Genomic DNA, 13,075 nt, shown 5'->3' on the forward strand with positions numbered 1-13,075 from the left:
GGGGGAGGGTGGTTATATAAAGATGTCCAGGAATAAAGATAATCAGTGTGGAATTGCCTCTTACGCGTCATTCCCTGTTGTTAACAAACGGATAATTTATCAAGGACTCAAGTGAGCGATCGATCGTTCAGTAAAGAGTCGACGGCAACACCTCCCCCCCAATAAGTAACCATCAGTTCCTGCAGCGGCGCGGCGCTTGCATTGAGCGGCGTTCATTGCGCTGTGGCAGTCGAGCCCTACACTGAACAGCACGGGTTGTATTTCATCCCCCCGACGACCACCACTCACAGGAGTCAAACCCATGACTGAGCGTACATGCGATTGTCCGAAGTGTTCCTGCAAACTCGGTGAGCACCCGATCGTGCGTCACGGCAAGCACTATTGCTGTGAAGCCTGCGCCAAGCATCACGAGCATGGCGAGGAGTGCGCTTCCCAAGGCTGCAAGTGTGCCCACTGAACACCACGGCACACGTAAAAGTGGAGCCTAGTCCGGCTCCACTTCCAGTCTGAGGCTGTCATCCTCCAGGCGTTCGCTGTGGCGAACGGTGCCCTGCAAGCGCCGCCCTTCAACCCGCAGCACCAAGGTACTGGCTTGCTCAAGACCTTCCGGCAGTGGCGCCGGGACGCGTACGGCGAAGCAGAACGGGTCATTTTCAACCGCTTCCAGTCCGATCCGGCACTCGGCGCTTCTGGTGATGCGGCCGAACGGCGTGTCCAGGCCGTAGTCCAGCTGTGCAGGGCTGTTGACGGATGTCGCACTCATATCGCTTCCCCCGGACCTGACGGTTGCCAGTGATCAGTTCGCCGGCCGCCACTTGACGTTTTCCACGCCGAATTTTTCAGCCATCGGCTTGCTGGTCTTTTGCACCTTCTCGCGTCCAAAGCGGGGAATTCGCCCCACCCCCGCGTCACAGCTCGCCCAATGCCAGGCTTCTGCGTTATCCATTTTATCCAGTCGGATAATGAATGATTTCGGAGTGCCATGGAGTGTGTACTCGATGACGAATAATTTTGCACTGTTCATAAAGCCCCGGTTCCTCCCTGTTGTACATAAAAGGATCGCGTGCCATCAGGAAAATTCACTCGGATTGTCGGATGCCGCGGGTTGCTGGCGACAAGTTCGGCACCCCGTTACCATGGAATCCTCCCGAACCCCAATGAACATAGACCATGGCCCTCGCTGCACCGCCTGACCTGAGTGACACCGATGTGCCGGTGCAACCGCTGGCTCGCACCTATCCGCGCGGGTTGTACATCGAGCCTCACGAGCACGTCTGGGGCCAGTTGCTGTATGCGATGAGCGGGGTGATGTGGGTCGAGACGCCGCATGAGGCGCTGGTGGTGCCGCCGCAGCGGGCGGTGTGGCTGCCGCCGGGGGTGCCCCACGGGATTCGCGTGGTGTCTGACCTGCAAATGCGCAATATCTACCTGCGGCCGTCCCTGGCAGCGACCCTGGATGACAGTGTGCAAGTCATCGAAGTCGGCGGTTTGCTGCGAGAGCTGATCGTCGGGCTGGTGGAGCAGGGTAACGACGGAGCGCCCGAGTATTACGACGCGCTGGTGGGCCTGGCGCTGCTGGAACTCAAGCGGGCCAGGCGCTCGCTGCTGAAAATCCCGTTGCCGGACGATTCCGACCGGCGATTGATGAATGTGTGTCAGGCGGTCATGGCCTCGCCTTCACTGGATATTCCTTTCGAACACCATGCCGATAACGCCGGTGCCAGCGTGCGGACCCTGGCGCGGCTGTTCAAGGACGGTCTGGGCATGGGCTTCGCCGAGTGGCGGCGTCAGGTGCAACTGGCGACGGCGGCGGCCGGGTTGATCCAGGGCGTTGCGGTCAGCGCGATTGCCCGGGAGCTGGGCTATTCGCCGAGCAGCTTCAGTGACATGTTTCGGCGTGAACTGGGGATTGCCCCTTCGCAGTTTCCTGTGGCGCAACGCCAGGACTGAATTCGCCGACGCCATGCTTTGGCCGACATTCAGAAGCACTTGGCCGATGCTCGAAGGCGTCGGCCTCTAGACTCGGCGCATACCTCAATTGCTGCGGAATCTGCCATGAACTACCTCCTGTCACTGGCTATCGGCCTGGGTGTCGGTCTGCTCTACGGCGCCCTGGATTTTCGTTCCCCCGCACCCCCGGCCATCGCGCTGGTGGGCCTGCTCGGCATGCTCGCCGGCGAAAAGCTCTGGCCGATGGGCCGCGAGCTGGTGGCTGGCTGGATCTCCTGAACCCTTTTCGACTCGATGGATACGCCCATGAAAGCTCTGCAATTCGATAAAACCGGTGATCTCTCGGCCCTGCGCTACGTGGAGGTGCCTACGCCTGTTCCCGGCGCCGATGAAGTGCTGGTCGAGATCAAGGCCGCAGGCCTCAACCCCAGCGATGTGAAGAACGTGCTGGGACGTTTTCCCTACACCACCTTGCCGCGGATTCCCGGTCGGGATTTTGCCGGGGTGGTGGTGGCCGGCCCGCAGGCGCTGATGGGGCAGGAAGTCTGGGGCACGGGCCGCGAACTGGGCTTTTTCGCCGACGGTTCCCATGCCCAGTTCGTCAAGCTGCCGGCCAATGGCGTGGCGCTAAAACCTGCGCACCTGAGCTTCGCCCAGGCTGCCAGCCTCGGTGTGCCGTACACCACGGCGTGGGATGCGCTGGAGCGCAGCCTGGTGACGGCTGAAACCCGGTTGCTGGTCATCGGTGGCGGGGCGGTCGGCAGTGCCGCGCTGGCCTTGGCCAAGGTGCGCGGAGCCCGGGTACTGGCGGCCGCGCGGCGTCCTGAGCAGGTCAAGGACTTGCAGGATCAGGGCTATCAAACCCTGCAACTGGATAAACCCGAGGAGCTCGCGGCCCAGGTCAACGCGGTCTATGCCGGCGGTGCCGAGGTGATTTTCGACACCACCGGATTCTGGTTGCCGGCCTCGGTGCCAGCCCTGGCCGCGTTCGGTCGCATTGCGATCATCGCAGCGCCCGTGGACGGTCACGTGCAACTGCCGGCCCTGGCGTTGTATCGCAAGGGTGGCTCTGTCGTGGGGATCAACTCGCTGCTGTACGGCGTGCAGGCCTGTGCGGCGATGCTTGACCAGTTCGGCAAGTTCTTCGACCAGGACCTGTTGCCGTTGCCACAGGGCTTGTTCGAGTCGCCATTGGCCGAAGGGCTGGAGCGTTATGCCGAAGTGAATCAGGGCAGCGGCGACAAAGTGATTTTACTGCCTTAACTGCGATCAATGTGGGAGCGAGCCTGCTCGCGAAGACGGTCGCACATCCAGCAATGATGCGACTGGCACACCGCTTTCGCGAGCAGGCCCGCTCCCACAGGGGGGCAGTACCCACCACCGCATCTCCTGCAAAGAAAAAGGCTCGTTTGCTGTAGGATTGGTTACCTAGACTCCAAGAGGTGACCCTATGAGCGAGCCGATTCGCCTGACCCAATACAGTCACGGCGCCGGATGCGGTTGCAAAATTTCCCCCCAGGTGCTGGAAGTGATCCTGGCCGGCAGCGGGGCGCAGAATCTCGACCCGAAACTCTGGGTCGGCAACGCCTCGCGTGACGACGCGGCGGTGTATGCCATCGATGAAGAACGCGGTGTGGTCTCGACCACCGACTTTTTCATGCCGATCGTCGACGATCCCTTCGATTTCGGCCGAATTGCCGCCACCAATGCCATCAGCGACATCTACGCCATGGGTGGCGATCCCTTGATGGCGATTGCGATCCTGGGCTGGCCGGTGAACGTGCTGGCGCCGGAAGTCGCCCGGGAAGTGATCCGCGGTGGGCGTTCGGTGTGTGACGCAGCGGGCATCCCGTTGGCAGGCGGACACTCCATCGACGCACCCGAGCCGATCTTTGGCCTGGCCGTCACCGGTCTGGTGGAAAAGCGCCACATGAAGCGCAACGACACCGCCACCGCCGGTTGCCTGCTCTATCTCACCAAGCCCCTGGGCATCGGCATCCTTACGACGGCCGAGAAAAAGGGCAAGTTGCGCCATGCCGACATCGGCCTGGCCCGGGACTGGATGTGCACCCTGAACAAGCCCGGCAGCCGGTTCGGCAAGCTCGATGGCGTGACTGCGATGACCGACGTCACCGGTTTCGGTCTGCTCGGGCACCTGGTGGAAATGGCCGACGGCAGCCAGCTCACGGCGCGCATTGAATATGACCGTGTACCGCGTCTGCCGGGGGTCGAGTATTACCTCGAACAGGGTTGCGTACCGGGCGGTACGTTGCGCAACTTCGACAGCTACGCCAGCAAGCTCGGACGCCTTCAGGAGCTGCACAAACGTGTGCTCTGCGACCCGCAGACCAGCGGCGGCCTGCTGATCGCCGTAACGCCGCAAGGTAACGAGCAGTTTCTTGCCGTGGCCGCCGAACTGGGACTGAGCCTGGAGCCGATCGGTGAACTGATCGAGCGACAGAGCAACGCGGTCGAGGTGTTTTGATGTTCGTCGACTGCACCGATTACCGCGACATCTTCCTCAACGACCGGCCCATGATGGACGCGCGCGCGCCGGTCGAATTCAACAAGGGTTCGTTTCCCGGTGTGATCAACCTGCCGTTGATGAATGACCATGAACGCCAGCGGGTCGGCACGTGCTACAAGCAGCACGGCCAGCAGGCGGCCATCGTGCTCGGGCATCAGCTGGTATCAGGCGCGGTGAAGGCCGAACGTATCCAGGCCTGGGCCGATTTTGCCCGGGCGCACCCCGACGGCCTGCTGTATTGCTTCCGCGGCGGCCTGCGCTCGCAGATTGTCCAGCAATGGCTCAAGGATGAAGCCGGCATCGACTATCCACGGGTGGGCGGCGGCTACAAGGCCATGCGAACCTTCCTGCTGGACACCCTCGATCAAGCGGTTACCCAGTGCGATTTCGTCCTGCTGGGCGGGATGACCGGTACCGGCAAAACCGAGGTGCTCACGCAACTGGGCAACAGCGTGGACCTTGAAGGTCATGCCAACCACCGCGGCTCCAGTTTCGGCAAGCGCGCCACCGGCCAGCCTTCGAACATCGACTTCGAAAACCGTCTGGCCGTGGATGTGCTGAAAAAACGCGCCCGGGGTATCGAGCAGTTCGTATTGGAAGACGAAAGTCGTGCGGTGGGCAGTTGCGCGTTGCCGTTGCCGCTGTACCAGGGCATGCAGCAGTTCCCGATGGTCTGGCTGGAAGACAGCCTGGAAGGTCGGGTCGAGCGGATCCTGCGCGATTACGTGGTGGATCTGTGCGCCGAATTCATCGAGGTGCATGGCGAAGACGGCTTTGCACTGTTTTCCGAGCGATTGCTGGCGAGCCTGAACAATGTGCAGAAACGCCTGGGCGGCGAACGTCATCGGCGCATGCTGGTTTTGATGGAAGAGGCGTTGGCGGAGCAGGCCCGCAGTGGCGCGGTGGATCTGCACCGGGGCTGGATCGAAGGGTTGCTGAGCGAGTATTACGATCCGATGTATGCGTTCCAGCGGGAGAAGAAAGCTGCGCGGATCGAGTTTGCCGGGGAGCGGGGGGCGGTTCTCGAGTATTTGCGCGAGCGGGGCAGTCAGCGAGGGTGATGTAGCTTGTGCCGGCCCCATCGCGAGCAAGCTCGCTCCCACAGGGTTCAGTGGTGCTCATGCCTTCTTGATCACACTGCAAATCCAGTGTGGGAGCGAGCTTGCTCGCGATGAGGCCCGATCAAGCAATGCACAACCTCAGGTCGGGCAGGTTTCAGCACCATTATCCAGACCTTGCTTGTACACATGGCTCTGCAACTTGGCCTTGCCGTTGTGCCAGGTCAGGGTGAGCACATACAGCGAGTCGTAGTCGCTGGATTCCCAGTCGTCGGTGATGGTCGTTTTCTTGCCGGTGGCGTCGCCGGCCACCTTGTTGATCAGCTCCGGCAGGTAGCCGTGCGACCAGGCGGTGTAGATGACCGAGTTGTGATACTTGTCGTGAAGCAGTTCATCGGCCAGGTCACTGGTGTCATTGGCGGAGAAATTGATGTTCACCGGCAGGCCCAGCTTGATGGCGCTGGGGCTGATGGTCATCAGGGGACGGATGTAGCTGTAGGAGTTGTCGAACTCGCCTTCCTCGACGTTACGGGTCGGGTTCGCCGCAAACACGTAGTCGGCCTTGCCGAACTTTTCCGGCAGCAACGTGGACAGGTCGATGGCGCGGTTCAGCCCCTGGCAATTGAGCTGGCCGAGGCCGCCGTCGGGTTTTTCCCCGTGGCGCAGGAAGACCAGCGTCTGGGTGCCGTCCATCGGTTGGGCGCGACTCAGGCCGGATTCCAGCAACAGGAACACCGCGCTGACTACCAGCAATGCGGGCAACAACAGGTAGGCGCGATGTTTAAAGCGGTTGGTAAAACTGAACAAATTCATGAATAAAAGGTTCTTCAGCGCAATTCGGTTAAGGCTGACAAACCTTTACACCACGACTTTCCAGCGTCGGGTGTTTTCCATGTCGTTGAAGCCGGTCCGTTTTCAAAGGGGGTGGTGCTCAGAGTCCCCTGAACCCGTTTGGTTCGATTCCGGCCAAGAGCGCAGCAATGTACCGGTAACCTTCAGCGGATTGCAGTGAAGGTTATCGACAGGATGTTGCGGATTTATGGACAGCCTACACCTGATCGTGGTGAAACCGTCGTGATCTCTTTTGATCTCCTCTATCAGCGAGATTGATGGATCCAAGGGATCGTTGAGCCGATATCTCCATTATGATCGTCACTCTCACTGTCTTCGTGGATCCTGCCCATGACCGATTTGTCCGTCTTCCCCATCACCCGCAAATGGCCTGCCCAATACCCGGAGTGGATTCAGCTGTACTCCTTGCCGACTCCCAACGGCGTCAAGGTCTCGATCATGCTCGAAGAGATCGGCCTGCCGTATGAACCTCACCGGGTAGGCTTCGACACCAATGACCAGATGTCCCCGGAATTCCTGTCGTTGAACCCCAACAACAAGATCCCGGCGATCCTCGACCCCCACGGTCCGGACGACAAGCCGCTGGCGCTGTTCGAGTCGGGAGCGATTCTGATCTACCTGGCCGACAAGAGCGGGCAACTGCTGGCCCAGGAATCGGCCGCGCGCTACGAAACGATTCAATGGCTGATGTTCCAGATGGGCGGCATTGGTCCGATGTTCGGCCAGCTCGGATTCTTCAACAAATTCGCCGGCAAGGACTACGAAGACAAGCGTCCCCGTGATCGCTATGTCGAGGAGAGCAAGCGCCTGCTCAAGGTGCTCGACGGCCGGCTCCAAGGGCGCGACTGGATCATGGGCGAGCGCTATACCATCGCCGACATCGCCACCTTCCCGTGGGTGCGCAACCTGATCGGTTTCTACGAAGCCGGCGATCTGGTGGGGATTCAGAATTTCCCTAACGTCACACGGGTGCTGGAGCGCTTCCTGGCACGGCCGGCGGTGGTGCGCGGGCTACAGATTCCAAGCCCGGTCGCCAGCTGATACACCGCATAACCTGTGGGAGCGGCGGTGCGGCGGTCCGACTTGCTCGCGAAAGCGGTATTCCTGTCACATGGATGTTGACAGTGCCGACGCCTTCGCGAGCAAGCCCGCTCCCACATTCTGTCCTCTGATATCCAGGAATCCCCATGTCCAGCCAGTTCCCCGAAGCACGCCCACGCCGTCTGCGCCGCAATGCGAGCCTGCGCAGCCTGTTCCAGGAGACCGAGTTCAGCCTGAACGACCTGGTGCTGCCGATTTTCGTCGAAGAAGAAATCGACGACTTCGTACCGATCAAAAGCATGCCCGGGGTGATGCGCATTCCCGAGTCGAAGCTGGCCGGCGAGATCGAGCGCTACGCCCGTGCCGGGATCAAATCGGTGATGACCTTCGGTGTGTCCCATCATCTGGACAGCAGCGGCAGCGACACCTGGCGCGACGACGGCCTGGTTTCGCGCATGTCGCGCATCGCCAAGGACGCGGTGCCGGAAATGATCGTGATGTCCGACACCTGTTTTTGCGAGTACACCGACCACGGCCATTGCGGCGTGCTGCACAACCATCAAGTCGACAACGACCAGACCCTGATCAACCTCGGCAGGCAAGCCGTCGCGGCGGCCCGAGCCGGTGCCGACGTGATCGCCCCGTCGGCGGCCATGGACGGGCAGGTCCAGGCGATCCGCCGGGCCCTCGATGACGCCGGGTTTACCCAGACGGCGATCATGGCCTATTCGACCAAGTTCGCCTCGGCGCTCTATGGTCCGTTCCGCGAGGCGGGCGGCAGTGCGCTCAAGGGCGACCGCAAAAGCTACCAGATGAACCCGATGAACCGCCGCGAAGCGGTGCGCGAGTCGTTGCTCGACGAACAGGAAGGCGCCGATGCGCTGATGGTCAAGCCGGCCGGTGCGTACCTGGACATCATCCGCGACATCCGCGAAGCCTCGCGCCTGCCGCTGTCGGCGTATCAGGTGAGCGGTGAGTACGCGATGATCAAGTTTGCCGCCCAGGCCGGGGCCATCGATGAAGACCGCGTGGTGCGCGAGAGCCTGGGGGCGATCAAGCGTGCCGGGGCAGACCTGATTTTTACGTATTTTGCGATGGATCTGGCGTTGGCGGGGATCTGAAAAACAACGCATAACCCTGTGGGAGCGGGCTTGCTCGCGAAAGCGGAGTGTCAGTGACAGATGTATTGACTGACACACTGCATTCGCGAGCAAGCCCGCTCCCACATTTTGATCTGTGTTGAATCAGGGCGTGCCAAAAAACGAGCGGATCCCGTGATCACGGAAGTACCGTTCGATCACTTTCGGGTCCGCGCACGTCTCGGCAATCGCTACATAGGTATCGGGCCGCAACAGATAAAAGCCGTTGCGCCCCAGGCCCGCCGCTTCGAACGCCGGACGCCAGTCGAACACATGCAACGGCAGATGGTGCGCGTGGCACCAGGCGATCATCTCGTCGCTGGTGTCGCCATAGACATGCACCTGCCAGGTCATGCATTTGAGCGATTCAAAGTTGTCCCCCTCACCGTCATGGGCCCAGGGCAGGCGATCACCGCCATGCACGTGCCCGGCAACGCCTGTGCTCAAAGGCATGCCCCGATAATTCAGGGTGATCTGCGACACCGTGCGAAACAGGAATTGGCGGGAGGTTTCGAACGAGGTTATTTTCGGGATCAGGAACGGCGCCAGGCGCGTACGCAGCAAATCGGCCATCGGCCCGTCGGCGGTGACGAACGTGAAGACCCGGTCAGTGGTCGCCACCAGTTTGCGCGCAAACGCAATGCGCTCGGTTTCATAGGTGTCGAGCAGCCTGGCCTCGGCAGCGCCGCTCAGCACGGCCGCCAGTTTCCAGGCCAGGTTGATGGCATCGCCAATCCCGGTGTTCATGCCCTGGCCGCCCGCCGGGCTGTGCACGTGGGCCGCATCGCCGAGCAGAAACGCCCGGCCATTGCGAAAATGATCCGCCACCCGGTGATGGACGCGGTAGGTCGAGAACCAGTTCAGTTGCTCGATCCGCACCTTCATGTGCTCGATGGCCCGGCTGCTGACGTCTTCGAAGCACAGGGTCTCGGCGTGGTCGGCGCGCTCGTCGCGTACGGTGCCGATCAAGCGCGCGCGGCCACTGCCCGCCAGCGGGAACACGGCAAGGAAGTCCGCCTCGTCGAGGTCCACGTGCAGTTCACCGTTGAACGTCGGGCCGCTGCCCTGTACGTCGGCGACGTAGAAAATCTGCTGGTAAGTACCGCCGGGAAACCCGGTATCCAGGGTCTTGCGCACAATCGAACGGGCGCCGTCGCACCCGGCCAGGAAACAGGCCTGACAGATTTCCTTCTGGCCGTCGGGCAGATGCAGCGTGGCGGTGATGCCGTCGGCGGTTTGCTCGAAGCTGGCCAGTTCGGTGTTGCGTTCCACCGAGATGCCGAAGGCTTGCAGGCGCTCGATCAGCAGCCGTTCGTGCTCGTCCTGCGGGAAAATTTCCAGGAACGCGTAGGGTGTCAGTCCCGCGCCGACCTGGGTCAGTGGCAGGTGCGCCACGGGTTCGCCCTTGACCCAGAAGTTGGCGGCCGCCACCCGATGGCCGTATTGCACAACCGCGTCGGCCAGCCCGAGTTGTCGATACAGTTCCAGCGTCCGCGCCTGGACAGCCAGCGCCCGGGACGTGGTGCCAGGGGCCGAGGCCTTGTCGACAATCCGCACGCGCACGCCCAGTTTGCTCAGCCACAACGCCAGGACCAGCCCGGTCGGGCCGGCGCCGATGATCAACACATCGCTTCTGTGCATGAACCTGTCCTCCTCGCTGGGTAGAACAAGTATGGACGACGGCCCCCTAGGAGCGCGCTTGCTCGCGATGAACGACAGAGCGCCGCGTTAATCCTGAAGGTACGCATTATCGTTAACGTCCATCGCGAGCAGGCTCGCTCCCACAGGTGCAGGTACAGGCACTCGGTCCCCTGTAGGAGCGAGCTTGCTCGCGATGGACGAAAGAGCGCCGCGTTAATCCTGAGAGTACGCGTTATCGTTAACGTCCATCGCGAGCAAGCTCGCTCCCACAGGTACAGATACAGGCACTTGGCCCCCTGTAGGAGCGAGCTTGCTCGCGATGAACGAAAGAGCGCCGCGTTAATCCTGAAGGTACGCGTTATCGTTAACGTCCATCGCGAGCAGGCTCGCTCCCACAGGTGCAGGTACAGGTACAGGGCAGGGCAGCCCTCAATCAGAAGTCGATAGTCCCCGACAACTTCGCCGTGCGCGGTTCGCCCTGGGTCAGGTAACCGCCCTGGGCCGATTCCCAGTAGCTCTTGTTGGCGACGTTTTCCACCCCCAGGCGTACGGTCACGTCTTTTTCCTGGACCCTGAACGCGTAGCGGGCGCCGGCATCGAAGCGGTTCCAGGCCGGCAGGCTGAGGTTGTTCGCCGCGTCGGCGTATTGGCCGCCGGTGCGCAACATGCGTCCGTTCAGGGCTGCGCCTGGCACACCCGGCACGTCCCAATCGACACTGGCATTGAACTGGAAGCTCGGCACGCCGATGGCCCGGTTGCCATCGTTGAGGCCGTCCTGGGTGTTCTTCAGTTCGGTGTCCATCACGGTCACGCCGCTGAGCAGGCGCAGGCCGTCAATGGGTTCGCCGAAGACATTGAGTTCCACGCCCTTGTTGATCTGTTCACCGTCATGAACGAACACGGCGGTGGTGTCGTCGATGACTTGGGTGTAGCCGTCAGCCGGTTGTTCGATGCGGTACACACCGAGGGTCGCACCATAGGTACCCATGTCGACTTTGACACCGGCTTCAACCTGTTTGGAGCGCGACGGCGCAAACACTTCATTGCCGTTGACCACGACCCTGGAGCCGGAGGTCGTCGGAGCCGTCGGCCCCTGGGCCAGGCCCTCGATGCGGTTGGCGTAGAAGGACACGTGGTCCCACGGCTTGAACACGATGCCGTACACCGGCGTGGTGATCGACTTGTCGTAGTTGGACGTGCGGTTTTGCGTGTCGTAGTCGTAGCCTTGAACGACCAACTGTTGACGGCGTACGCCCAGGGTGACCAGCAGGCGATCATCGATAAAGCCCAGGGTGTCGGACACGGCGGCGCTGCGCATGAAGGTTTTGCCGGTGATGCCCGGATCGCCCAGGTCACCGCCGGAGAAGCCGCCCGCTGGCGCCGGAACGTCAATCGGGTGGTAGATGTTGTTCGGGTATTGGGTCAGATCGAAATCGAAGGCGTTGCGCTGTTGGGTCCAGATCCCGGCCAGGCCGAAGTTCAGTTTATGGGTCACCGGACCCGTAGCGAAACGGCCATTGAGGCCGGCCATGGCGCTGGTGTTGTCTTCTTCGTGGGGAATGAACGAACCGCTGGTCACCGAGCTGCCATTGTTGCCCACCAGGGTAGTGGAGTCGTAGTTGCCGACTTCACGGGTGTGCTTGGCGCCGCCAGCGGCGTAGGCGGTCCAGCTGTCGTTCAGGTCGTATTCGGCGCGCAGCATGCCGAAGGTGTCCTCGATCTCGCTGAATCCCCACTTCTGCGCGTAGTTGGTGTCGGCGGAGGGCGCATCCGGGATGTGCGTGGCGTCGCCAAGGTTGACCGAGCTGCGGCCGCCGTTGACGCGTTCCTTCGAATAGACGAAATCGCCGGACAGGCGTAGCGCATCGCCGCGGTAGTCGAGACCCAGGGCGAACAGTTTGGAGCGCTGGTTCTCGTCGTCGATGGCGGTGTCGCCCTCACGTTGGGACAGGTTCAGGCGGGCACCGAAGCGGTTGTCCTCGCCAAAGCGCTGACCGATGTCCAGGTGTTCGCCGATGCGCCCGTCGTCGCTGATGTCCGTGGTGAACCGTCGCAGCGGCACATCACTGGCGCGCTTGGGTTGCAGGTTGACGCCGCCACCGATGCCGGAACCGGTAGGGGTGACACCGTTGATGAAGGCATTCGGCCCCTTGAATACTTCCACGCGCTCCAGGGCATCGGTGGAAATGATCTGCCGCGGCAGGATGCCGTACAGGCCGTTGAAGGAAATATCATCGCCGTTCAGGGGCAGGCCGCGAATCATGAAGGTCTGGGCCTGGTTGGAAAAACCGGAAGCCTGACGCACCGAGGCATCGTTGAGCAGCACGTCGCCGACGGTTTCGGCTTGCTGGTCGCGGATCAACTCTTCGGTGTAGGACGTCATGGTGAAGGGAACGTCCATGATGTCCTGGTTGCCCAGGATACCCAGTTGAGCGCCGCGTGCGACCTGACCACCGGCGTAAACCGGGGGCAGGTCGGACGGTGCCGGGGCCTGGGCGTTTACATTGACGTCGCCCAGCACCAGCGGTGTTCCCTGGGCTTCGGTTGTTTCGGGCGTTGCGGCATGGGCCGTCAGGGACAAGGAGCAAAACAGGGCCAGTAGCGTCGGGCGAAAAGGCACGCGGAGTTGTGCTGGAGTGGTCATGATGGGTTCCTGGGCGGCGCGCGGCCGATTGAAAAAAGGGGCGGCGCGGGAACTCCATGCGCAAATGCGACTCCTGATGCAAATGGTAGTTGTTCTCAGTAGCGTTGCGCAATGCGTTTTCTGCAAGGTACACAGGCATTTTCTGCACATGCAGATTTCGGATAACGGGGCTTCAGGGCCGTTTCAGTGGCAAATAGAGGCTCGCGGTGGACAACGGTCTAGC

The 13,075-nt window shown here is 61.7% G+C and carries 14 protein-coding genes; 9 read left to right on the forward strand and 5 right to left on the reverse strand.

Features of this window, described 5'->3' with window-relative positions:
- Positions 1–115, forward strand: a 115-nt coding sequence (locus AC07YV_RS24800; RefSeq protein WP_494990360.1) for a C1 family peptidase, incomplete at its 5' end; no start/stop codon positions are given.
- A gap of 186 nt (positions 116–301) precedes the next feature.
- Positions 302–457 (forward strand): metallothionein, encoded by a 156-nt coding sequence (locus AC07YV_RS24805; RefSeq protein ID WP_007971983.1) that lies wholly within the window; start codon positions 302–304, stop codon positions 455–457.
- A 27-nt stretch (positions 458–484) separates the two neighbouring features.
- Here the strand turns inward: AC07YV_RS24805 and AC07YV_RS24810 are convergent, their stop codons facing one another.
- Positions 485–763 (reverse strand): hypothetical protein, encoded by a 279-nt coding sequence (locus AC07YV_RS24810; protein ID WP_102701838.1) that lies wholly within the window; start codon positions 761–763, stop codon positions 485–487.
- Between the two features lie 33 nt (positions 764–796).
- The gene (locus AC07YV_RS24815) at positions 797–1,024 is read right to left on the reverse strand and encodes a DUF6555 family protein (RefSeq protein ID WP_102701839.1); all 228 of its coding nucleotides are present in this window, start codon (positions 1,022–1,024) and stop codon (positions 797–799) included.
- A gap of 146 nt (positions 1,025–1,170) precedes the next feature.
- Between AC07YV_RS24815 and AC07YV_RS24820 the strand changes: the two genes are divergently transcribed.
- The 5 genes from AC07YV_RS24820 to mnmH all read left to right on the forward strand — a co-directional run bounded on the left by AC07YV_RS24820 (position 1,171) and on the right by mnmH (position 5,538).
- Complete coding sequence (locus AC07YV_RS24820; protein ID WP_102701840.1) at positions 1,171–1,950, forward strand: AraC family transcriptional regulator; 780 nt, start codon at positions 1,171–1,173, stop codon at positions 1,948–1,950.
- A gap of 105 nt (positions 1,951–2,055) precedes the next feature.
- Positions 2,056–2,229, forward strand: coding sequence for a DUF1427 family protein (locus AC07YV_RS24825; RefSeq protein WP_007971979.1), 174 nt, complete (start codon positions 2,056–2,058; stop codon positions 2,227–2,229).
- A gap of 27 nt (positions 2,230–2,256) precedes the next feature.
- Complete coding sequence (locus AC07YV_RS24830) at positions 2,257–3,213, forward strand: quinone oxidoreductase family protein (protein WP_102701841.1); 957 nt, start codon at positions 2,257–2,259, stop codon at positions 3,211–3,213.
- A gap of 187 nt (positions 3,214–3,400) precedes the next feature.
- Positions 3,401–4,435 carry a selenide, water dikinase SelD gene (gene selD / locus AC07YV_RS24835; protein WP_102701842.1) on the forward strand — a complete coding sequence of 345 codons (1,035 nt, stop codon included), beginning with the start codon at positions 3,401–3,403 and terminating at the stop codon, positions 4,433–4,435.
- Positions 4,435–5,538, forward strand: a complete 1,104-nt coding sequence (gene mnmH, locus AC07YV_RS24840; protein WP_102701843.1) for a tRNA 2-selenouridine(34) synthase MnmH — start codon at positions 4,435–4,437, stop codon at positions 5,536–5,538. Before selD ends, mnmH begins: the two co-directional genes overlap by 1 nt.
- A 138-nt stretch (positions 5,539–5,676) precedes the next feature.
- Here mnmH and AC07YV_RS24845 read toward each other — a convergent pair whose 3' ends face one another.
- On the reverse strand, positions 5,677–6,348 hold the full coding sequence (locus AC07YV_RS24845; RefSeq protein WP_102701844.1) for a histidine phosphatase family protein: 672 nt from the start codon (positions 6,346–6,348) through the stop codon (positions 5,677–5,679).
- A 369-nt stretch (positions 6,349–6,717) separates the two neighbouring features.
- Between AC07YV_RS24845 and AC07YV_RS24850 the strand changes: the two genes are divergently transcribed.
- Both AC07YV_RS24850 and hemB read left to right on the forward strand, forming a co-directional pair.
- Positions 6,718–7,428, forward strand: coding sequence for a glutathione S-transferase family protein (locus AC07YV_RS24850; protein WP_102701845.1), 711 nt, complete (start codon positions 6,718–6,720; stop codon positions 7,426–7,428).
- Between the two features lie 146 nt (positions 7,429–7,574).
- On the forward strand, positions 7,575–8,549 hold the full coding sequence (gene hemB, locus AC07YV_RS24855) for a porphobilinogen synthase (protein WP_102701846.1): 975 nt from the start codon (positions 7,575–7,577) through the stop codon (positions 8,547–8,549).
- Between the two features lie 123 nt (positions 8,550–8,672).
- Here the strand turns inward: hemB and AC07YV_RS24860 are convergent, their stop codons facing one another.
- On the reverse strand, positions 8,673–10,208 hold the full coding sequence (locus AC07YV_RS24860; protein ID WP_102701847.1) for an FAD-dependent oxidoreductase: 1,536 nt from the start codon (positions 10,206–10,208) through the stop codon (positions 8,673–8,675).
- A gap of 433 nt (positions 10,209–10,641) precedes the next feature.
- Complete coding sequence (locus tag AC07YV_RS24865; protein WP_102701848.1) at positions 10,642–12,852, reverse strand: TonB-dependent receptor; 2,211 nt, start codon at positions 12,850–12,852, stop codon at positions 10,642–10,644.
- Between the last annotated feature and the right edge of the window lie 223 nt (positions 12,853–13,075).

This window comes from Pseudomonas sp. GW456-E7 (assembly GCF_059424105.1).